The organism is Streptomyces sp. NPDC041135 (assembly GCF_055592085.1).
In genome coordinates, this window is record NZ_JBVIYZ010000003.1 from 72,938 (window position 1) to 93,482 (window position 20,545).

General features: G+C 71.3%; 15 protein-coding genes. 10 read left to right on the plus strand and 5 right to left on the minus strand.

The window, feature by feature from the left end:
• Positions 1-170: 170 nt before the first annotated feature.
• Positions 171-1,325: a carboxylate-amine ligase gene (locus tag ACZ6CZ_RS08665; protein ID WP_469016736.1), complete on the minus strand. Its 1,155-nt coding sequence runs from the start codon at positions 1,323-1,325 to the stop codon at positions 171-173.
• Between the two features lie 327 nt (positions 1,326-1,652).
• Positions 1,653-2,105, minus strand: coding sequence for a hypothetical protein (locus ACZ6CZ_RS08670; protein WP_469016738.1), 453 nt, complete (start codon positions 2,103-2,105; stop codon positions 1,653-1,655).
• Between the two features lie 347 nt (positions 2,106-2,452).
• Here ACZ6CZ_RS08670 and ACZ6CZ_RS08675 point away from each other — a divergent pair, with 347 nt between their 5' ends.
• The 4 genes from ACZ6CZ_RS08675 (at position 2,453) to ACZ6CZ_RS08690 (ending at position 9,571) form a co-directional block, all read left to right on the plus strand.
• Complete coding sequence (locus ACZ6CZ_RS08675; RefSeq protein ID WP_469016740.1) at positions 2,453-4,090, plus strand: diaminobutyrate--2-oxoglutarate transaminase family protein; 1,638 nt, start codon at positions 2,453-2,455, stop codon at positions 4,088-4,090.
• A gap of 352 nt (positions 4,091-4,442) precedes the next feature.
• Positions 4,443-6,392 carry an IucA/IucC family protein gene (locus ACZ6CZ_RS08680; RefSeq protein WP_469016742.1) on the plus strand — a complete coding sequence of 650 codons (1,950 nt, stop codon included), beginning with the start codon at positions 4,443-4,445 and terminating at the stop codon, positions 6,390-6,392.
• Between the two features lie 101 nt (positions 6,393-6,493).
• A complete protein-coding gene (locus ACZ6CZ_RS08685; RefSeq protein WP_469016745.1) occupies positions 6,494-7,300 on the plus strand; it encodes a GNAT family N-acetyltransferase in 807 nt (268 codons plus the stop codon).
• A 294-nt stretch (positions 7,301-7,594) separates the two neighbouring features.
• Complete coding sequence (locus ACZ6CZ_RS08690) at positions 7,595-9,571, plus strand: ATP-dependent DNA helicase (RefSeq protein WP_469016747.1); 1,977 nt, start codon at positions 7,595-7,597, stop codon at positions 9,569-9,571.
• Between the two features lie 131 nt (positions 9,572-9,702).
• On the opposite strand, the gene lexA is transcribed toward ACZ6CZ_RS08690, so the two are convergent.
• Positions 9,703-10,482, minus strand: coding sequence for a transcriptional repressor LexA (gene lexA / locus ACZ6CZ_RS08695; protein ID WP_469016750.1), 780 nt, complete (start codon positions 10,480-10,482; stop codon positions 9,703-9,705).
• 577 nt (positions 10,483-11,059) lie between these two features.
• Between lexA and nrdR the strand changes: the two genes are divergently transcribed.
• The 3 genes from nrdR (at position 11,060) to ACZ6CZ_RS08710 (ending at position 15,528) form a co-directional block, all read left to right on the plus strand.
• Entirely contained in the window at positions 11,060-11,620 is a 561-nt protein-coding gene (gene nrdR / locus ACZ6CZ_RS08700; protein WP_469016753.1) for a transcriptional regulator NrdR, read from the plus strand.
• Positions 11,621-11,783: 163 nt separating this feature from the next.
• On the plus strand, positions 11,784-14,672 hold the full coding sequence (locus ACZ6CZ_RS08705; protein WP_469016755.1) for a vitamin B12-dependent ribonucleotide reductase: 2,889 nt from the start codon (positions 11,784-11,786) through the stop codon (positions 14,670-14,672).
• 178 nt (positions 14,673-14,850) lie between these two features.
• Positions 14,851-15,528: a DUF6215 domain-containing protein gene (locus ACZ6CZ_RS08710; protein WP_469016758.1), complete on the plus strand. Its 678-nt coding sequence runs from the start codon at positions 14,851-14,853 to the stop codon at positions 15,526-15,528.
• 72 nt (positions 15,529-15,600) lie between these two features.
• Here ACZ6CZ_RS08710 and ACZ6CZ_RS08715 read toward each other — a convergent pair whose 3' ends face one another.
• Positions 15,601-16,134 (minus strand): TerD family protein, encoded by a 534-nt coding sequence (locus ACZ6CZ_RS08715; protein ID WP_469016761.1) that lies wholly within the window; start codon positions 16,132-16,134, stop codon positions 15,601-15,603.
• Between the two features lie 145 nt (positions 16,135-16,279).
• On the opposite strand from ACZ6CZ_RS08715, the gene ACZ6CZ_RS08720 reads away from it, so the two are divergent.
• The 3 genes from ACZ6CZ_RS08720 (at position 16,280) to ACZ6CZ_RS08730 (ending at position 18,589) form a co-directional block, all read left to right on the plus strand.
• Entirely contained in the window at positions 16,280-16,885 is a 606-nt protein-coding gene (locus ACZ6CZ_RS08720) for a YdbC family protein (protein WP_469016764.1), read from the plus strand.
• A gap of 126 nt (positions 16,886-17,011) precedes the next feature.
• Positions 17,012-17,671, plus strand: coding sequence for a histidine phosphatase family protein (locus tag ACZ6CZ_RS08725; protein WP_469016767.1), 660 nt, complete (start codon positions 17,012-17,014; stop codon positions 17,669-17,671).
• 12 nt (positions 17,672-17,683) lie between these two features.
• Positions 17,684-18,589, plus strand: coding sequence for an ADP-ribosylglycohydrolase family protein (locus ACZ6CZ_RS08730; protein WP_469016769.1), 906 nt, complete (start codon positions 17,684-17,686; stop codon positions 18,587-18,589).
• Between the two features lie 285 nt (positions 18,590-18,874).
• On the opposite strand, the gene ACZ6CZ_RS08735 is transcribed toward ACZ6CZ_RS08730, so the two are convergent.
• On the minus strand, positions 18,875-20,422 hold the full coding sequence (locus ACZ6CZ_RS08735; protein WP_469016772.1) for an MFS transporter: 1,548 nt from the start codon (positions 20,420-20,422) through the stop codon (positions 18,875-18,877).
• Positions 20,423-20,545 lie beyond the last annotated feature (123 nt).

Sequence of the window (20,545 nt, forward strand, 5' to 3'; positions counted from 1 at the left end):
TGTGACTCTCCTGGAAAGGCACTTCGATGGTGTCGGATGGCGTAGGCCGCGGGGCGCGGTGGCGATGGCGGTGGCGGCCGCGCCGGGGGGCGGCGGTGACGGCCGGTGCGAGGGGCCGGTACGGGCAGCGCGTGCTGCTCGGGCGGCGCGCGGGCCGGACCGCTCGCCGCTCAGGCGCTTCGGGCGACCGGGCGCGGACGGCGGGTGCCGCGACTCGGCGACAGCGCGGCCGCGGACCGGCCGTCGCCACGGGTCTCCGCGACCATGAGGTCGATGGCCGCGAGCAGATCCTCGTCCTCGGCCGCGCGGCGCAACCGGTGCGCGGCACTGCCGACGGCCAGGGCCTCCCCGAGCAGCTCGCGCACGGTCTCCCAGTCGCCGGACGCCTCCAGCGCCGGGCGCAGCCGGGCCAGCATCCCGTGCAGGGCCACGCGGGCGGGCACGGCCCGGCGGGTGATCGGGTGGACCAGCGGTCCCTCGAGGCCGGACCGGGCGGCCCGCCAGGTGGCGGCCCGCAGCCACTCGTGGCGGCCGTCGCACAGCGGCCCGTCCCGGCGGGCCAGCCGGTCGCACGCGTCCCGCACCAGCGCCCGGAAGAGGCCGGCGACCAGGACGACCGTCTCCACCCGCGGGCTCGCGTCGCAGATCCGCAGTTCGAGGGTGCGCTGATGGGCGGAGGGCCGGACGTCGTGGTAGACCATCCCGGCGTCAGTGATGACGCCCGAGCGGATCAGCTCCTCCAGCGTCGCGTCGTAGGAGGCGGCGTCGGGGTGGCAGCCCGCGGGTCCCGCGGTGGGCCAGCGCTGCCAGAGCATGGTCCGCCAGCTCGCGTACCCGGTGTCCGAGCCCAGCCAGAACGGTGAGCTGGCGGACAGTGCGAGCAGCGGCGGCAGCCACGGCGACACCAGGCACATGGCCCGTACGGCGGTGTCCCGGTCCGGCACGTCGACGTGGACCTGCGCACTGCAGATCAGCTGCTCGTCGGCGACCCTGCGGTACTCGTCGACCATGTGCCGGTAACGCGGGTCGGCCGTGACGTCCCGGGAGGTGACCCGTGCCAGGGGAACGGTGCCGGCCGCGACCGCGGCGAGGCCCAGCGAGGAGGCCGCCGCGTCCAGGTCCCGCCGGGCCCCAGACAGGTCCGCGTACAGACCGTCCAGGGTGTCGTGCACCCGGCTGTTGCTCTCCACCACCGACTGCTGCAGCTCGGTGGTGAATCCCGGTCTGTCGAGCCGGTCGAGCACGGCTCGGCCCCGTGGGACCAGCCTGCCGCTCTCCACGTCCAGCACGTGGAACTCTTCTTCTACACCGATGCGCAACGTCACGATCTCCCCTTGCCTCCTGACCGGTCCGGTGCCGCGTCGGGTTCGCACGGGACACTTCGCAGCTCCGGGCCTACCGAGTGCCCTTTTGAGACGTTCACAAGCCTCACCGTCTCCACATGTGAGTCACATGACCGACAGATGAGCGCCTCGGGCAGCACTCGCCGACCCCTCGGCGCAGGGCTCGTGCTGGTCGCGCGGCCGCGTCCGCGAGGGGCCGGTCCGCCGGGATGCGGGGCGAGGAACGGATCACGCGGCGGCGTCGCGAGGCACTGGGTGCCCCGAAAAGCGCCGGGGATGCCCCCGGGTCCGGATGCGCCGGACGCCCGTTCAGCGCAGCGCCCGGTACACCGCGGCCGTGGTCAGCCCGTACCCCAGATGGGGGACGATGTCGGACACCCATGACGTCGCGTCCCACGTGGTGGGGTCGGTGACGCGCAGCGCGGTGGCGGGTACGTCGCTGCCGGCCATCGCCGCCGCCCCGAGCAGCGGTCCGGCCGCCCACACCGGCAGCGGGCCTCCCCGGCGGCGCCACAACCCGTACGCCGCACCGACCCCCAGCCCGGTCAGGTAGCCGAGCAGCGCCCCCGCCCCCTGCATCCGGGGCGGACCCGTCTCCTCGTCGCCCGGGTCGACGCCGACCCGTTCGGCGAGCCGCTCCGCGACCTGGGCGGGGGTCCCGCTGGAGGGCCGGCCCCTGATCACCATGTCCGTGTACGTGATCACGTCCAGTGCGAGGGTGCCCGCCGCTCCGGCCAGCAGACCCTTGGTCACCGAGTGCATCAGCGGCACTCCCTTGCGTGTGAGGCCAGTGGAACCTGTGTGGTGGTGCCGAACGGGCTTCCGGGTTCCCCGATACGACCCGTCCAACAGAGGCCGTAGCGGAGGCGGCGAGGCATTGCGGGCCGGTGCCGCGGGCGCGGCGGCGCCCGGCGACGACCTGGTGGCGAGGGAATGCCCGCGGACCGCGCCGCGCGTGCCGGGCCCCGCTGGGACGGCAAGGATCTTGGTGCAACCCGTAACCGGAGGAGCGGCACGCGGTTGGTAGCGGTGGGGGGCCTGCTGCCTGTGCCCGGTCCCCGCGGATCAGATCGCCTCTGGACACCGGACAGCGGGGAGGACAGCGAGCCGTGGCCGTGACCGAATCGGTGGCTGGGGAGACGTGCGGGGGAACGGGCGCCGCGTACGAGGGCATCCTCAGGCGGCAGTCGGCCCGTGAGTCCGCGGCGCGCACCTATGCCCGGTCCCTGCCGATCGTGCCCGTGCGGGCGCGCGGCCTGACCATCGAGGGCGCCGACGGCCGCCGCTACCTGGACTGCCTCTCCGGCGCCGGAGCCCTCGCCCTCGGCCACAACCACCCGGTGGTCCTCGAGGCCATCCGCAAGGTGCTCGACTCGGGCGCCCCCCTCTCCGTCCTCGACCTGGCCACCCCGGTCAAGGACGCCTTCATCACCGAACTGTTCCGCACCCTGCCCCCGGGTCTCGCCGGCCGGGCCCGCGTCCAGTTCTGCGGACCGGCCGGCACGGACGCCGTCGAGGCCGCGTTCAAACTGGTCAGAGCCGCGACCGGGCGCACCGGCATCCTGGCTTTCACCGGCGCCTACCACGGGATGACCGCCGACGCCCTGGCCGCGTCCGGCGGCGCCCCCGACACACGGGTCGCCCGGGCCCCCTACCCGCAGGACTACCGCTGTCCCTTCGGTGTCGGCGGCCCGCACGGCGCCGAACTCGCCGCCCGTCTGACCGAGTCCCTCCTCGACGACCCCAAGTCCGGCGTCCCGCTGCCCGCCGGGATGATCCTGGAACCCGTCCAGGGCGAAGGCGGCGTGATCCCCGCTCCGGACGCCTGGCTGCGCCGCATGCGCCGGATCACGGCGGACCGGTCCGTCCCGCTGATCGCCGACGAGGTCCAGACCGGCGTCGGGCGGACCGGTGCCTTCTGGGCCGTGGAGCACAGCGGCGTCACCCCCGACGTGATGGTCCTGTCCAAGGCCATCGGCGGCAGCCTCCCGCTGGCCGTCATCGTCTACCGCGACGACCTGGACGTCTGGGAACCCGGCGCCCACGCCGGCACCTTCCGCGGCAACCAACTCGCCATGGCCGCGGGCACCGCCACCCTCGCTCACGTCCGCGAGAACGGCCTGGCCGCCCGCGCGGCCGACCTCGGCGCCCGCATGCTCGCTCAACTGCGGACACTCCAGGACGACTTCGCCTGCGTGGGTGAGGTGCGCGGACGGGGACTGATGATCGGCGTGGAACTGGTCGATCCGGAGGGCGGACAACATCACCCGGCGAAGGAACACCACCGGGAGGAGGAACGGGAACGGTGTCCGGGCGGCGAACGGCAACCGGGGGACACCGGGGCCCCGCCCGGCGGATCCGGTGCGCCGGTGCCGGGGATGGAGCCCGCGCGCGTCCCGCTCCCCGCCGCCCCGGAACTCGCCGCCGCCGTCCAGCGGGAGTGCCTGCGCCGCGGCCTGATCGTGGAACTCGGCGGCCGCCACGCCGGAGTCGTACGCCTGCTGCCGCCCCTCACGATCAGCGACGAGCAGGCGGATGCCGTACTGGACCGCCTGGCCGACGCGGTGGCAGCGGTCGCCCGGGACCGGACGGACCACCGCCCGCAGCCTCCACGGCCCCGGCAGCAGACCCCCCAAGCCGCCAAGCCCCAACAGCCCATACGGCCGAGGGAGCCAGGCCGGCCCGGACCGCCGAGCGAGCCGCGGCAACACCGGCAGCAGGGCCGCCGTGCGGAAGGTACGCCCTAGGCCAGGTGCCCCGCCCACCCCGCCAGGCCGGCACACCGGGCGCCACCACAGCCCGCGGACACGCAGCGCCCCGCCGCCGAGGCTCCCGGCCCGGCACCGGCACCGAAGCCGATACGAGTGCCCATTCCGGTACCGGTGCCGATTCCGGTTCGGACGCCGGTGTCCGGATCGGTGCGCTCCCTCCGCGGCACAACTCATCTCAGTCCCCCCACCCTTCACCGCGCCACCTCCCCATCAGGACCCCTGCACCGACACCCACGCCTCGCCCGCGGACCACCAAGTCCGTCACCCGCCACCTCCGTTCGCCGCAGCCGGCAGCGAACCTCCCGATCCCAGCTCCCGAGGAACCGGTTTGAACGCCATCCCCAGCCCCCACGGCAGTTCCCACAACCCCGACGACCACGGAGACCACGGCACCCACCCGTCCTCCGTGTCGCCGACCGAGTCGGTTCCCCAGCAGAAGCGGCGCATCCCGGCGTCGCCACAGCCCTACGAACCTGCCGACGACCTCCTGGAGCAGCCCGCCCCCCACGCGGCCGCCCAGGCCGCCGCCGTGGACAACCTGCTCCGCTGCTGGGCGCGGGAGAAGAACCTCCCCGCACCCGCCGCCGACACCCTCCGCATCCCGCTGCCCGCCACCGGCACGGTCCTGGACGTGCCGGTCCACCACTGGTCGCCGACCGGCTGGCACCGCTTCGGGCCGCCACGCCTGGCCGACGCCCCCACGACCGCCCCACCGGTCGACGCCGTCACCCTCGCGGCCCTGCTGGCCCGGGAGGCGACCACGACGGCTCACGGCTCCACGCCCATCCCGGAGACCACCGGCCCGGACGGCGGCGCCGACCTCGTCGCCAGGGTGGCCGACTCCGTGCACCGCACCGCCACCTTCATCACCGACCGGCGTGCTCACCCGGCCGACGGCCCCGATCTCTTCCTCGCCGCCGAACAGGCGCTCCTCCTCGGCCACCCCCTGCACCCGGCCCCGAAGAGCCGCGAAGGCCTGACCGAGTCCGAGGCCCGCCTGTACTCACCGGAGTTGCGCGGCTGTTTCCCCCTGCACTGGATGGCCGTCGCCCCCTCCCTCCTCGCGGCCGACTCGGCCTGGACCGAGCGCGGCCGCCCCGTCCCCGCGGACCGGCTCATCCGCCGACTCGCCGGTGCCGGACCGGACCTGCCCGACGGATACGCCGCCCTGCCCCTGCACCCCTGGCAGGCCCGCGAGGTCCGGCACCGGCCGCGGACCGCGGCCCTCCTCGGCTCCGGCCTGCTGCGCGACCTCGGCCCCTGCGGTCCCGACTGGCACCCCACATCCTCCGTTCGCACCGTCCACCGGACCGGCGCCCCCGCGATGCTCAAGCTGTCGCTGGCTCTGCGGATCACCAACTCCCGCCGGGAGAACCTCCGCAAGGAACTGCACCGCGGCCTCGAGGTGCACCGCCTCCTGCGCGGTGGCCTGGGCAAGGAATGGCAGGCCGCACACCCCGGCTTCGACATCGTCCGCGACCCCGCCTGGCTCGCCGTCGACGATCCCGAGGGTGAGCCGGTGCCCGGGCTCGACGTCGTCATCAGGCACAACCCGTTCACCCCCGCCGACGACGTCTCCTGCGTCGCCGGGCTCCTCTCGCCCCGGCCCCTGCCCGAACGGGACCTCGGCTTCTCCGCGCAGCCCGGCGCAGCCCCCTTCCGCTCGCGTCTCGCCCAGATCCTCACCCGGCTCGCCGAGCGGTCCGGCCGCCCGCTCGCCGCCGTCGCCACCGAGTGGTTCCTGCGCTACCTGGAGCACGTCGTACGCCCCGTGCTGTGGCTGGACAGCGAAGCCGGGATCGCGCTGGAGGCCCATCAGCAGAACACGCTGCTCCTCCTGGACGCCGACGGCTGGCCGGCCGGCGGCCGCTACCGCGACAACCAGGGCTACTACTTCCGCGAGTCCCGCCGCGCCGGACTCGACGCCCGACTGCCCGGCATCGGTGACCACAGCGACACCTTCGTCCCCGACGACGTCACCGACGAACGCTTCGCGTACTACCTCGCCGTCAACAACGTCCTCGGTCTGATCGGCGCTCTCGGCTCCCAGCACCTCGCCGACGAACGACTGCTGCTCGCGGCCTTCCGCCGCTTTCTCACCGACATCGCCACCGGTCCCACCGCACTGCGCACGCCCCTGCCCGCCCTCCTGCTCGACTCACCTGTACTGCGCTGCAAGGCCAACCTGCTGACCCGGCTGCACGGCCTCGACGAACTCGTCGGCCCGGTCGACACCCAGTCCGTCTACGTCACCATCGCCAACCCCCTCTACTCCTGAGCACAATCGCCCCCGCCCTTCGCCGCGCCCGCATGTCATCTCCGGGGACCACGACCGACCTCTCCCACCCAACCGACCTTCCCTGCTGAAAGGAGCGCACCGTGCCTCCCACCGACGCGAGCGCCGACGCCGACGCCGGCTCCGCCCGCTCCGCCTCCGCCCGCCCCGCGACCGGAGCGGAGTCCGGCTTCCGCACGGACACGATGGGCACCGGGGACAGCGAGGACACGCTGGACCTGCGGCTGCCCGAAGAACTCCTCGCTCTCCTCACCGGACAGCCGGCCGGCGCGGGCAGCCGCGGCCGCCTGAGCGTGGCCGACGACGACCTGCTGCAGGACGACCTGCTCGACGACGTCGGTGCCTGGGGGCCGGTCGCCACGTCCGCCGGTCTCTTCCAGCTGGTGCCCGTGCGGGTCGAGCGCGACCTGCCGATCGTGCACCGCTGGATGAACGACCCCGCCGTGTCCGCGTTCTGGGAACTGGCCGGACCCGAGATCCGTACGCAGGACCACCTGCGGGCACAGCTCGACGGGGACGGGCGCAGCGTGCCGTGCCTCGGTGTGCTGGACGGCACGCCGATGAGTTACTGGGAGATCTACCGGGCGGACCTCGACCCGCTCGCCCGCCACTATCCGGCCCGCCCGCACGACACCGGCGTCCACCTCCTGATCGGCGCCGTCGCCGACCGGGGCCGCGGGCTGGGTTCCGCGCTGCTCAGGTCCGTGGCCGATCTCGTCCTCGACCGGCGACCCGCCTGCGCACGGGTCGTGGCGGAACCCGACCTTCGCAACACCCCCTCTGTGTCCGCTTTCCTGAGCGCGGGTTTCCGGTTCGCCGCCGAGGTCGACCTGCCCGCCAAGCGGGCCGCCCTCATGATCCGGGACCGGACCTCACGCCCTCATATGTAGCTCTGAGTGATCAGCCGTTCACAGTGAGAACGGAGGGCGATCCGCTCCGGTTCCCGACCCATCAGAAGTTTTTTCCGCCGCTGTCCCGCCGCCGGTCTCCCCGCTGATCGCGGCACCGACCCCGCACCGACCTCGCACCGACTCGTCCTCCCATCCCCTTCTCCGAACCGTCCGCCGTCGGCGCGTGAGCCGCTCGGCCCGCCTTACCGCCCTGGAGTCCCCGGCCGTGAGCCCACCTCCCGCCACCGCCTTGCTCACCCGTTTGTCAGTGCCGGGCCGTAGGGTGGTCGCGCTATGACGAAGCCCTCACTCCCCGAACTCCTGCATGCCGCCGTCGCAGCCGTCGGCGGCACGGAGCGCCCCGGCCAGGTCACCATGGCCGAGTCGGTCGCCCAGGCGATCGACGACGGTTCCCACCTGCTGGTCCAGGCCGGCACCGGCACCGGAAAGTCGCTGGGCTACCTCGTGCCCGCGCTGGCCCATGGAGAGCGTGTGGTGGTCGCGACGGCCACCCTGGCCCTGCAGCGCCAGCTCGTGGAGCGCGACCTGCCGCGCACCGTCGACGCCCTGCACCCGCTGCTGCGCCGCCGCCCGGACTTCGCCATGCTCAAGGGCAGGTCGAACTACCTGTGTCTGCACCGTCTCCACGAGGGCGTACCGCAGGACGAGGAAGAGGGCCTCTTCGACCAGTTCGAGGCCGCCGCGCCCACCAGCAAACTGGGTCAGGACCTGCTGCGGCTGCGCGACTGGGCGGACGACACCGAGACCGGTGACCGGGACGACCTCACTCCCGGAGTCTCCGACCGGGCCTGGGGCCAGGTGTCGGTGTCCTCCCGGGAGTGCCTGGGCGCGTCGAAGTGCGCGTACGGAGCCGAGTGCTTCGCGGAGATGGCCCGTGAGCGCGCCAAGCTCGCCGAGGTCGTCGTCACCAACCACGCCCTGCTCGCCATCGACGCCATCGAGGGCGCTCCGGTGCTCCCGCAGCACGAGGTGCTGATCGTGGACGAGGCCCACGAACTCGTCTCCCGCGTCACCGGGGTCGCCACCGGCGAACTCACGCCCGGCCAGGTCAACCGCGCGGTGCGCCGCGCCGCGAAACTGGTGAACGAGAAGGCCGCCGACCAGCTCCAGACCGCTGCCGAGGGCTTCGAGCGGCTGATGGAGCTGGCCCTGCCGGGCCGCCTGGAAGAGGTCCCGGAAGATCTCGGGTACGCCCTGATGGCGCTGCGGGACGCCGCCCGCACGGTCATCTCCGGGATCGGCGCCACCCGCGACAAGTCGGTCCAGGACGAGGACGCGGTCCGCAAGCAGGCCCTGGCCTCCGTGGAGACCGTGCACGACGTGGCCGAGCGCATCGTGAACGGCTCCGAGTGGGACGTCGTCTGGTACGAACGGCACGACCGCTTCGGCGCCTCGCTCCGCGTGGCCCCCATGTCCGTGTCGGGCCTCCTCAGGGAGAAGCTCTTCACGGACCGCTCGGTCGTCCTGACGTCCGCGACGCTGAAACTGGGCGGGGACTTCAACGGCGTCGGCGCCTCCCTGGGACTGGCTCCCGAAGGCGCGGAGGGCGACGACCTCCCGAAGTGGAAGGGCATCGACGTCGGCTCGCCCTTCGACTACCGCAAGCAGGGCATCCTCTACGTCGCACGGCACCTGTCACGCCCCGCCCGGGACGGTGACCGGGCCGACATGCTCGACGAGCTGACCGAGCTGATCCAGGCCGCCGGCGGCCGCACGCTGGGCCTGTTCTCCTCGATGCGCGGCGCCCAGCTCGCCGCGGAGGAGCTGCGCTCCCGCATCCCGGAGTACCCCATCCTGCTCCAGGGTGAGGAGACCCTGGGTGAGCTGATCAAGAACTTCGCGGCCGATCCCAGGACCTGTCTCTTCGGCACGCTGTCCCTGTGGCAGGGCGTCGACGTGCCCGGTCCCAGCTGCCAGCTGGTCGTCATGGACAAGATCCCGTTCCCGCGCCCCGACGACCCGCTCATGAGCGCCCGGCAGAAGGCGGTGGAGGACGCCGGCGGCAACGGCTTCATGGCGGTGGCCGCGACGCACGCGGCCCTGCTGATGGCGCAGGGCGCCGGCCGTCTCGTCCGCGCCTCGGGTGACCGGGGCGTGGTGGCCGTACTGGACCAGCGGCTGGCCACCGCTCGGTACGGCGGTTACCTCAAGACGTCACTGCCCGACTTCTGGTACACCACCGACCGCAACCAGGTCCGCAAGTCGCTCGCGGCGATCGACGCGATGGCGAAGCAGACCGAGGAGGCCTGAGCGCGGACTCGGCGCCGGCCGTGCCGCACCCGGGGCTGCGCGGGCGCGGACAGCACGGGACCCCGGAACCGGCGCAGTGGTTCCGGGGCCCGGTCAGGGAGACAGACCGTCCGGCCCGTCCGCCGCGGCCGTCACACGCGCCGCAGCACCGCGACCACCTTGCCCAGGATGGTGGCGTCGTCACCGGGGATCGGCTCGTAGGCGGAGTTGTGCGGGAGGAGCCAGACGTGGCCGTCCTCGCGCTTGAAGCGCTTGACCGTGGCTTCGCCGTCGAGCATGGCGGCGACGATGTCGCCGTTCTCGGCGACCGGCTGGCGGCGGACGGTGACCCAGTCGCCGTCGCAGATCGCGGCCTCGATCATGGAGTCACCGACGACCTTGAGGACGAACAGCTCGCCGTCGCCGACCAGCTGCCGGGGGAGCGGGAAGACGTCCTCCACGGACTCCTCGGCCAGGATCGGCCCACCGGCGGCGATGCGGCCGACCAGCGGGACGTACGACGCGGCGGGCTTGCCCGCGGTGTCCGTGGGCTGCACCGTCACGGCCTGGTCCGAGCCGCGTACCTCGTAGGCGCGCGGGCGGTGCGGGTCGCGCCGCAGGAAGCCCTTGCGCTCCAGTGCCATCAGCTGGTGGGCGACCGAGGAGGTGCTGGAAAGGCCGACGGCCTGGCCGATCTCCCGCATCGACGGCGGGTAGCCGCGCCGCTGCACCGAGTCCCGGATGACCTCGATCACCCGGCGCTGCCGGTCGGTGAGTCCTGAACTGTCCGCGCGGATGCCCGGAGGTCGGCCCGGCAGGGAGCGCTTGTGCCCCTCGGGATTCATGGCTTCGTTCATCGCATGTACCGGCTCGACTCGGCCCTGGGAGCGGTCCTGGGCAGTGATGGTGGCACTGTCAGCGGTGGTGGTCACGTCGGCCCCTCTCGATGGTCTCCCTGCTGGACAACGGTAGTAGCTTTCGAAAGGTTGCGCCAAACACACGTTCGAGTGAAAAAACGTGCTTAACCTGTCGTGATCATGTGTCTGGGTGTATAGCTGACGCTGCACCTGCGGACAAAAAGCCCATTGCTGGACTTTGCTGTACTGTTCACCGCCGGGAAAGCGCGGTGGCGGCCTTCGGGGTTGCTCAGTCTGCCATCCGGAACCCCGCCGTCCTGGATGCGGGCCCCTTTCCGCACCGGAGCCCCGCGCGCCCTGCGTGCGGCGCTCACGGTATCCCCGTAATCGCTTCGGCGACACGCCCGTGCGCGCCCAGGTGTGTCGCGCGCTGCCGTACGGCCCTGCCTGCGGGTCTGTCCCACAGTGACACGCGCGTAGCGCAGATGTATCTCCCAAGTCCCACATGTAGTGGTTGGATCGTCACAGCGGCCCACAAGTTGTGGTGACCCGGGTCGGCGGCGGCTCCGTCATCGCCTATGCTGGGGGCTGCTTCGAGGGGCCCCTGAGGTTCCCGGGGCTCTTGAGTCTGCTGTGAGGAGGGTTGGAGATCATGCACTGCCCCTTCTGCAGGCACCCCGACAGCCGCGTCGTCGACAGTCGTACGACCGACGACGGCACGGCGATCCGCAGGCGCCGCCAGTGTCCCGACTGCTCCCGTCGTTTCACGACCGTGGAGACGTGCTCGCTGATGGTGGTGAAGCGGTCCGGGGTCACCGAGCCCTTCAGCCGCACCAAGGTCATCAACGGTGTGCGCAAGGCGTGCCAGGGGCGGCCGGTCACCGAGGACGCGCTCGCCCAGCTCGGCCAGCGGGTCGAGGAGGCGGTGCGGGCCACCGGAAGCGCCGAGCTGACCACCCATGACGTGGGCCTGGCCATACTGGGCCCGCTGCAGGAGCTGGACCTCGTCGCCTATCTGCGGTTCGCCTCGGTCTACCGGGCCTTCGACTCGCTGGAGGACTTCGAGACCGCCATCGCGGAGCTGAGGGAGGCGACGCGCTGCCCCGCCGCGGACGACGGCGACCGCGGGACCGCGGCAGCGGGAAGCCGGCAGGACGACCGCGGGCATGGTGGGACCACTCCGGTTCCCGTGCCCGCCCAGGCCGCCGACTGACGGCAGGCCGAAACCGGGCGGAGTCCCCGGTTCCGGCGAGTAGGCGGCGACCGAGACCTGTTGCGGGCGGCAGCGTGAAGACGCCCGCAACACATACAGAACACCGTGCCACGGGAACAATCGGGGCACTTCAGGGCGTTTTTGCCCGGTACAGGGAGGCGGCATGACAGAGACGGCGAGCGGTCCGGCACGGGGTTCCCGGGCGAAGGGTGCCAAGGCGACCAAGGGACTGCGCATCGAGCGCATCCACACCACCCCCGGCGTGCACCCGTACGACGAGGTGAGCTGGGAGCGCCGTGACGTCGTCATGACCAACTGGCGCGACGGCTCGGTCAACTTCGAGCAGCGTGGCGTCGAGTTCCCCGGCTTCTGGTCGGTGAACGCGGTCAACATCGTCACCAGCAAGTACTTCCGGGGTGCCGTCGGCACTCCGCAGCGCGAGACCAGCCTCAGGCAGCTGATCGACCGCATCGTGAAGACGTACCGCAAGGCCGGCGAGGACTACCGGTACTTCGCTTCGCCCGCCGACGCCGAGATCTTCGAGCACGAGCTGGCGTACGCCCTCCTGCACCAGATCTTCAGCTTCAACAGCCCCGTCTGGTTCAACGTCGGAACCCCGCAGCCGCAGCAGGTGTCCGCCTGCTTCATCCTGTCCGTCGACGACTCCATGGAGTCGATCCTCGACTGGTACAAGGAAGAGGGCATGATCTTCAAGGGCGGCTCCGGCGCCGGCCTGAACCTCTCCCGCATCCGGTCCTCCAAGGAACTGCTGTCCTCCGGCGGCAACGCCTCCGGCCCCGTCTCCTTCATGCGGGGTGCCGACGCCTCCGCGGGCACCATCAAGTCCGGCGGTGCCACCCGCCGCGCGGCCAAGATGGTCATCCTCGACGTCGACCACCCCGACATCGAGGACTTCATCGAGACCAAGGTGAAGGAGGAGGAGAAGATCCGCGCCCTGCGCGACGCGGGCTTCGACATGGACCTGGGCGGCGATGACATCACCTCCGTCCAGTACCAGAACGCCAACAACTCGGTCCGCGTGAACGACGAGTTCATGAAGGCGGTCGAGCAGGGCGGGAAGTTCGGTCTGCGCGCGCGGATGACCGGCGAGGTCATCGAGCAGGTCGACGCCAAGTCCCTGTTCCGCAAGATGGCCGAGGCCGCCTGGGCCTGCGCCGACCCGGGCATCCAGTACGACGACACGATCAACCACTGGCACACGTGCCCGGAGTCCGGCCGCATCAACGGCTCGAACCCGTGCAGCGAGTACATGCACCTGGACAACACGTCCTGCAACCTCGCCTCGCTGAACCTGATGAAGTTCCTCAAGGACGACGGCAAGGGCACCCAGTCCTTCGAGGTCGAGCGCTTCGCCAAGGTCGTCGAGCTGGTCATCACCGCGATGGACATCTCCATCTGCTTCGCTGACTTCCCGACCCAGAAGATCGGCGAGAACACCCGCGCCTTCCGTCAGCTCGGCATCGGCTACGCCAACCTCGGCGCCCTGCTGATGGCGACCGGCCACGCCTACGACTCCGACGGCGGCCGCGCCCTCGCCGGTGCCGTGACCTCCCTGATGACCGGCACCGCGTACCGGCGCTCCGCCGAGCTGGCCGCGGTCGTCGGTCCGTACGACGGCTACGCCCGCAACGCCGACGCCCACAAGCGCGTCATGAAGCAGCACGCCGACGCCAACACCACGGCCGTCCGGGTGGACGACCTGGACACGCCGATCTGGGCCGCCGCCACGGAGTCCTGGCAGGACGTCGTGCGCCTCGGCGAGGAGAACGGTTTCCGTAACGCCCAGGCGTCCGTCATCGCTCCCACCGGCACCATCGGCCTGGCGATGTCCTGCGACACCACCGGCCTCGAGCCCGACCTCGCCCTGGTCAAGTTCAAGAAGCTGGTCGGCGGCGGCTCGATGCAGATCGTCAACGGCACCGTCCCGCAGGCCCTGCGCCGCCTGGGTTACCAGGAGGAGCAGATCGAGGCGATCGTCGCCCACATCGCCGAGCACGGCAATGTGATCGACGCCCCGAGCCTCAAGCCCGAGCACTACGAGGTGTTCGACTGCGCCATGGGCGAGCGCGCCATCTCCCCGATGGGCCACGTCCGCATGATGGCCGCGATCCAGCCGTGGATCTCCGGCGCCCTGTCCAAGACGGTCAACATGCCGGAGTCGGCGACCGTCGAGGAGGTCGAGGAGATCTACTTCGAGGCCTGGAAGATGGGCATCAAGGCGCTCGCGATCTACCGCGACAACTGCAAGGTCGGCCAGCCGCTGTCCGCCAAGACGAAGGACGACGGCAAGAAGCCCGAGGCGAAGGCCAAGGAAGTCCCGGCCAAGGTCGAGAAGGTCGTCGAGTACCGTCCGGTCCGCAAGCGCCTGCCCAAGGGCCGTCCCGGTATCACCACGTCCTTCACGGTCGGTGGCGCCGAGGGCTACATGACCGCCAACTCCTACCCGGACGACGGTCTCGGCGAGGTCTTCCTCAAGATGTCCAAGCAGGGCTCGACCCTCGCGGGCATGATGGACGCCTTCTCCATCGCGGTCTCGGTGGGCCTGCAGTACGGCGTGCCGCTGGAGACGTACGTCTCCAAGTTCACGAACATGCGCTTCGAGCCGGCCGGTATGACCGACGACCCGGACGTGCGGATGGCGCAGTCGATCGTCGACTACATCTTCCGCCGCCTGGCGCTGGACTTCCTGCCCTTCGAGACGCGTTCGGCGCTCGGCATCCACTCCGCCGATGAGCGCCAGCGCCACCTGGAGACGGGCTCCTACGAGCCCACCGACGACGAGGTCGACGTCGAGGGACTGGCCCAGTCGGCGCCGCGCCAGACCGACCTGAAGGCCGTCGCCACCCCGAAGGCCGCGATCGAGGCGGCCGAGCCCGCCCCGAAGCAGGCGCACACCAGTGCCGAGCTGGTGGAGATGCAGCTGGGCATCCAGGCCGACGCCCCGCTGTGCTTCTCCTGCGGTACGAAGATGCAGCGGGCCGGTTCCTGCTACATCTGCGAGGGCTGCGGCTCGACCAGCGGCTGCAGCTGATCACGTACGCCCGCTGGGCATGAGAGACAGCCGCGGGGGGCGGCGGGGCCGGACATCCGGACCCGCCGCCCCCGGCGTTTCCCCGTCTCTCCTGTCCTTCAACAGCTTTTCCGTCGAAACGATCACCGGTTAGGCTCCCGCAGCGCGCGCACCGGCGCGCACACCGGGGGTGGGGGACATGACCGAGGGAACCGTCGAGACCGAGAAGAGCATCAACGCGGGCGCGCAGGCGGCCGCGGCGGTGCTCGTGTTCGCCGGGGTGGCCGGCGTCCTGTGGGCGCAGTCGCACTTCGCGGATCAGGCCAACCGGACCGACGAGCCGGCGGTGTGCTCCAGCGATCACACCGCTGCGCCCGCGAAGCGCGTCTCCGGGGCGCGGCTGTGCACCGTGCTCAACCGCAGTGATCTGCCGGCGCTGCTGGGCACGCCGCAGGAGATCGCGCAGACCGCCGACGGCAACGAGAGCGCGATCACGCTCGCCGGCGGCACCAAGATCTCGAGCCCGGAGGCCCAGGTCACGCTGGCGACGTACTCCGTGAAGCTCGCCGCCTCCGAGGACCTGTCGGTGGCCGAGATGACCCACTTCGTGCGGGAGGCGCAGCCGAAGACGGTCGCCGGGCACCCGGCGGTCCTCTACTCGGACCGGACCATCGGCTTCACCCTCCACGACGGCAAGGTCGGCACCGGCCCCGGCGGCGTCGCCCGTACGGTCCTGGTCGCCGCGGACCCCAAGGACCGCGGGGCCTGCTTCGAGATCTCCATCTGGCGCCAGGACGACGTACTGCCCGACGACACGGCGCTCCTGCGCGTCGCCGAACAGGTGATGCCGACGGTCCCGGGCTGGACCGCCGGCTGAGGATGCGCCGACGGCGTGCGGACGGGACGTCGCGCCGGGCGGGCGGTCACCGGGCCCGTCAGCGGCCGGCCGTCAGGCCCGGCGGGAGCGGCCCATGACCCGGGTGAAGGCCGCGGGGTCGTCCTCGAAGCCGTGGATGCCGGGATGGAAGTTCCAGCCGCCGGCGTCGTCGCGCGCGAACTCCGCGACCGTGGCCGCCGTGGCCCCCAGGACGGAGCCGAAGTCGTCCTCCGCCAGCACGGTGTAGCCCTCCCGCACCCGGACGGCCGGGTTCAGGACGTTCACGAACGTGCGCTCCGCGGGCTGCTGCTGGATGACGACACCGACCACCACGCGTGCGTAGCGGTCGGCGAGCCGCTCGAGCTCCAGGATCATGACTTCGTCCCAGCCGAAGCCCTTGCCGTCCGTGCTGTCCCGGTTGAGGAAGATCGTGCCGTCCGGTGAACGGCTGTCGAAGTGCACCAGGTAGGCGGGCGTTCCGTAGGGATCGCCCGTCTCGTACGTCGCGGCGATCACGTCCAGGTCGGTGGGCGGCTGCCCAGCCGGACTGGGGTCCCACTTCACCGAGACCTCGGCCTTGCGGATCCCCTTGCTGAAGCCGTTCACCAGGCGTCCCCTCCCCCTAGCGGTGCATGAGCCCCAACTTCCGGCGAGCAAGGGCTGCTTGTCCATCGTGCCATGCGCGCGCGTGCGCGGGCGATCTTCACCGGAGCGTGACCGCCGCCACGCCCCATGGCCTTACGATGGCGCGGTGCTGGTCAAGTGGATTCGCTGCACCGTGGTGGACCGCCGCGGTTTCGAACGCGGGCAGCGGAAATGGGCGGGGCTTCTGGGGGAGCCGGGTTTCCGGGGGCAGGGCGGAGGCTGGAGCCGGCAGCGCCCGGGTGTCGCGCACATCTTCGCCTTCTGGGAGAGCCGCGCCTTCTACGACTCCTTCATGGCCCGCTCGCACGACCGCCTGGCGGCCGCCCAGTCGGGCACCTTCAAGGACGCCCAGGCCAAGCTGTTCGAGTACCGGTTCGACGTGAAGACCGGATTCGAGCCGCGCTTCACGGACAGTGACCTCGTCCGGGTGGCCCTCTGCCGGGTCCACGAGGAGCGCGTCGAGCACTTCACCCTGATGCAGGAGAAGGTCTGGAACCCCGCGATGGCGGGCTCGCCCGGCATGATCCGCGGCATGTTCGGCGAGGCGGCCGAACACGAGTTCCTGGTGCTGTCGATGTGGCGGTCGGCCGCGGAGCACGGGAAGTACCGCACCGAGCGGGTGGAGCGCCTGGCGCTGCGGGCGCAGACCGAGGCCGACATCGCGGCGCTCTCGGGGGACATCGTGGAGCTGGAACCCTCCTGGATAGTTTGAATGTCCAACGCGGAGATCGGCGTCTTCGGTCCACCCGGGTGCGGAATTCGTGTGATTCGTGTGACCTACGCCGTATGGAGGCCGTACGGGTGCTCGGCCGCCCGTCGCTCGATCTAGGGTTCTGACATGGCACGACCACGGCGCATCGTCCTTGTCCGGCACGGCGAGTCCACGGGCAACATCGACGACTCCGTGTACGAGCGGCAGCCGGACCACGCGCTGGCACTGACCGAGCGCGGCCGGCGGCAGGCCGAGGAGACCGGCAAGACGCTCCGCGAGGTCTTCGGGCGGGAGCGCGTGAGCGTGTACGTCTCCCCGTACCGGCGCACGCACGAGACGCTGCGCGCCTTCCACCTCGATCCCGACCTCATACGGATACGCGAGGAGCCCCGGCTGCGCGAGCAGGACTGGGGCAACTGGCAGGACCGCGACGACGTACGCCTGCAGAAGGCCTACCGGGACGCCTACGGGCACTTCTTCTTCCGGTTTCCCCAGGGGGAGTCCGGCGCCGACGTCTACGACCGGGTCGGCGGCTTCCTGGAGAGCCTGTTCCGCAGTTTCGAGGCCCCGGACCATCCGCCCAACGTGCTCCTCGTCACGCACGGGCTGGCGATGAGGCTGTTCTGCATGCGCTGGTTCCACTGGACGGTCGCGGAATTCGAGTCCCTGTCGAATCCCGGGAACGCGGAGATGCGGATGCTCGTTCTCGGGGACAACGGCAGATACACACTCGACCGGCCCTTCGCACGCTGGCGGGACCCGGAGCGGTACTGGATGAACGGATAAAGTGACAGGGCGATGACCGCTGACTCCTCTCCCGCCGAGCGCTTCGACCGCGCGCTGGCCAGCCTGCGCGGCCTGTCCGTGGGGGACGCGCTGGGCTCACAGTTCTTCGTCCCGGTGAACTACCCGCTGCTGAAGCGGCGCGAGATTCCGGCCGGTCCCTGGCAGTGGACGGACGACACGGAGATGGCCTGCTCGGTCGTCGCCGTGCTGGCCGCCCACCACCGCATCGACCAGGACGCGCTGGCCCGTTCCTTCGCCGAGCACCACGACTTCGACCGCGGTTACGGCCCCGCGGTCAACCGGCTGCTGCGGCTGGTGCGGGAGGGCGAGGACTGGCGGGAGCTGGCTTCCGCGCTGTTCAAGGGGCAGGGGTCCTGGGGCAACGGGGCGGCCATGCGGATCGCGCCGCTGGGCGCCTGGTACGCGGACGACCCGGAGCAGGCCACCCACCAGGCTGAGATCTCGGCCTACCCCACTCATCAGCACCGTGAGGCCGTGGTCGGCGCCATGGCCGTCGCCGCGGCAGCCGCCCTGGCCGCCTCACCGGACGGCCCGCCCGGTCCGGAGGCGCTGCTGGACGGCGTGGTGGCCCTGGTGCCGAAGAGCGCGGTCGGCGCCGGCCTGCGGCGCGCCCGGGACATGCTCGACTACGCGGACGCGGGCACCGTCGCCGCCGTGCTGGGCTGCGGACGCCGTACGTCCGCCCACGACACGGTTCCCTTCGCGCTCTGGTCGGCCGCGCGCGCTCTCGGCGACTACGAGACCGCCTTCTGGACGACCGCCCAGGTGGGCGGGGACGTGGACACCACGTGTGCCATCGTCGGTGGCGTACTCGCCTCGGCCAAGGGCGGCACCCCGCCCGCCGAGTGGCTGCGGCGGACCGAGACGCTGCCCGACTGGCTCCCGGGCGGCGCCTGACGACGTTCCTGCCGGTCCTCCGGTCCTCCATCGGCAACCTCGACGTACGGAAACTGTCCGTAGTTTTTCTGCGCCCGTCGGGAACTCTGCGTGAGGAGTGGCCGTTGTCCGGGTATCCGCGCCGTGTCCCGCCCGAGCGTCTTCGGGTGGGACACGGCGCGGGCCTGGCGGCCTTGCCGGAGGCCGCACGGCCCCCGACGGGACCTGTGGCGACCGGACCCGCGCTCCTGCCACCTGTTCCCAGGAAACGGTCCGGCCGTCCGCTCCCGCCCGGCGCGGGACGAGTCAGCCGAGCCCCGGGGCGGCCGTACCGGCGAGGGCTTCGAGGTCGCTCTTGCGGACCTTGATCACCCACCAGGCGGTGAGCAGGGCGCACACTGCCATGGCGGCAGCCGGGATGAACGCAGTGGAGATGCCGTGTGCCAGAACTTCGTGTCCCCAGGGAGCGGGCAACTGCCGGGTCTTGGCGAACTCCGCCTTCTGCTCCGGCGTGCCGTTCGCGAGGAACCGCGGAAGCTGCTTCTTCGCCTCGTCCTTCGCGGCCGAGCCGAAGACGGTCGTCAGGATGGACAGGCCCAGCGAACCACCCACCTGCTGGGTCGCGTTGAGCAGCCCGGAGGCCGCACCGGCCTCGTGCGGGGCGACACCGGAGACCGCCGTGACGGTCACCGTCACGAAGTTCAGCCCCATGCCGAAACCGAACACCACCATCGGGCCGAGCACTCCGCCGACATAGGAGCTGTCCGGGGTGATGAAGGTCTGCCAGACGAGTCCGACCACCACGAGCGCCGACCCGGCCGTCATGAACGGCTTGGGGCCGAGCACCGGCAGGAAGCGCTGCGACAGACCCGCGCCCACGGCGATGGCGACCGTCACCGGGAGGAAGGCGAGGCCCGCCTCGATCGCGCTGTAGCCGAGCACGTTCTGGACGAACAGCACGATGTAGAAGAACATCCCGAACATCGCCGCGGCCAGGCAGAGCATGATCACGTAGGTGCCGGACCGGTTGCGGTCGGCGAACATCTTCAGCGGGGTGATCGGTTCTTTCGCCCGTGTCTCGATGAAGACGAAGCTCACCAGCAGCACCACCGCCGCGGCGAACGAGCCGACCGTCAGACTGTCGCGCCAGCCTTCCTCGGCAGCGCGGATGAAGCCGTACACCAGGGAAGCCATGCCGACCGTCGAGGTCAGCGCGCCGGCGATGTCGAACCTGCCCGGGTGACGCTCGGACTCGTTGATGTAGAGCGGCGCGAGCACCGCGATCAGCACGCCGATGGGCACGTTCACGAAGAACACCCACCGCCAGTCCAGCCAGTCGGTGAGCATGCCGCCGGCCAGCAGCCCGATCGCGCCGCCGCCGGCGGACACCGCGGCGAAGACACCGAAGGCCCTGTTGCGCTCGGGACCTTCGGGGAAGGTGGTGGTGATCAGGGCCAGCGAGGTCGGCGACGCGATCGCCCCGCCCATGCCCTGCAGGGCCCGCGCGGCGAGCAGTTGCCAGGGTTCCTGGGCGAAGCCGCCGAGCAGCGAGGCGAAGGTGAACAGCAGGATGCCGGTCATGAACACGCGGCGTCGGCCGAGGATGTCACCGGCTCGCGCACCGAGGAGCAGCAGCCCGCCGAAGGTGAGCGTGTACGCGCTGACCACCCAGGTGAGGTCCGTTGTGCTGAACGCGAGCGCTTCTTGAATGTGCGGGAGCGCGATGTTCACAATCGTCGCGTCGAGTACCACCATGAGCTGACAGGCGGCGATGACGGTGAGCGCGATCCCGGGGTGGCCCTGCCTGCGGGCCGAACCCGGTTTGTTGTCCGGAAGCAGTTGAGAGGTTGTCACTATGTTCCCCCACGAAGACGTTAGTGAACGCTCGCGTTCACTGTCGCGCCAACGGTAGTGAGTCCCCGACAGTGAACGCAAGCGTTCACTGAAACCCGCAACGCGTGTCGCGTCCCCCTTGGT

Coding starts and splice junctions, on each gene's coding strand:
- ACZ6CZ_RS08670 (WP_469016738.1), bottom strand. CDS start 2,105: ATGCACTCGGTGACCAAGGGTCTGCTGGCCGGAGCGGCGGGCACCCTC.
- ACZ6CZ_RS08690 (WP_469016747.1), top strand. CDS start 7,595: ATGACGAAGCCCTCACTCCCCGAACTCCTGCATGCCGCCGTCGCAGCC.
- nrdR (WP_469016753.1), top strand. CDS start 11,060: ATGCACTGCCCCTTCTGCAGGCACCCCGACAGCCGCGTCGTCGACAGT.
- ACZ6CZ_RS08705 (WP_469016755.1), top strand. CDS start 11,784: ATGACAGAGACGGCGAGCGGTCCGGCACGGGGTTCCCGGGCGAAGGGT.
- ACZ6CZ_RS08710 (WP_469016758.1), top strand. CDS start 14,851: ATGACCGAGGGAACCGTCGAGACCGAGAAGAGCATCAACGCGGGCGCG.
- ACZ6CZ_RS08725 (WP_469016767.1), top strand. CDS start 17,012: ATGGCACGACCACGGCGCATCGTCCTTGTCCGGCACGGCGAGTCCACG.
- ACZ6CZ_RS08730 (WP_469016769.1), top strand. CDS start 17,684: ATGACCGCTGACTCCTCTCCCGCCGAGCGCTTCGACCGCGCGCTGGCC.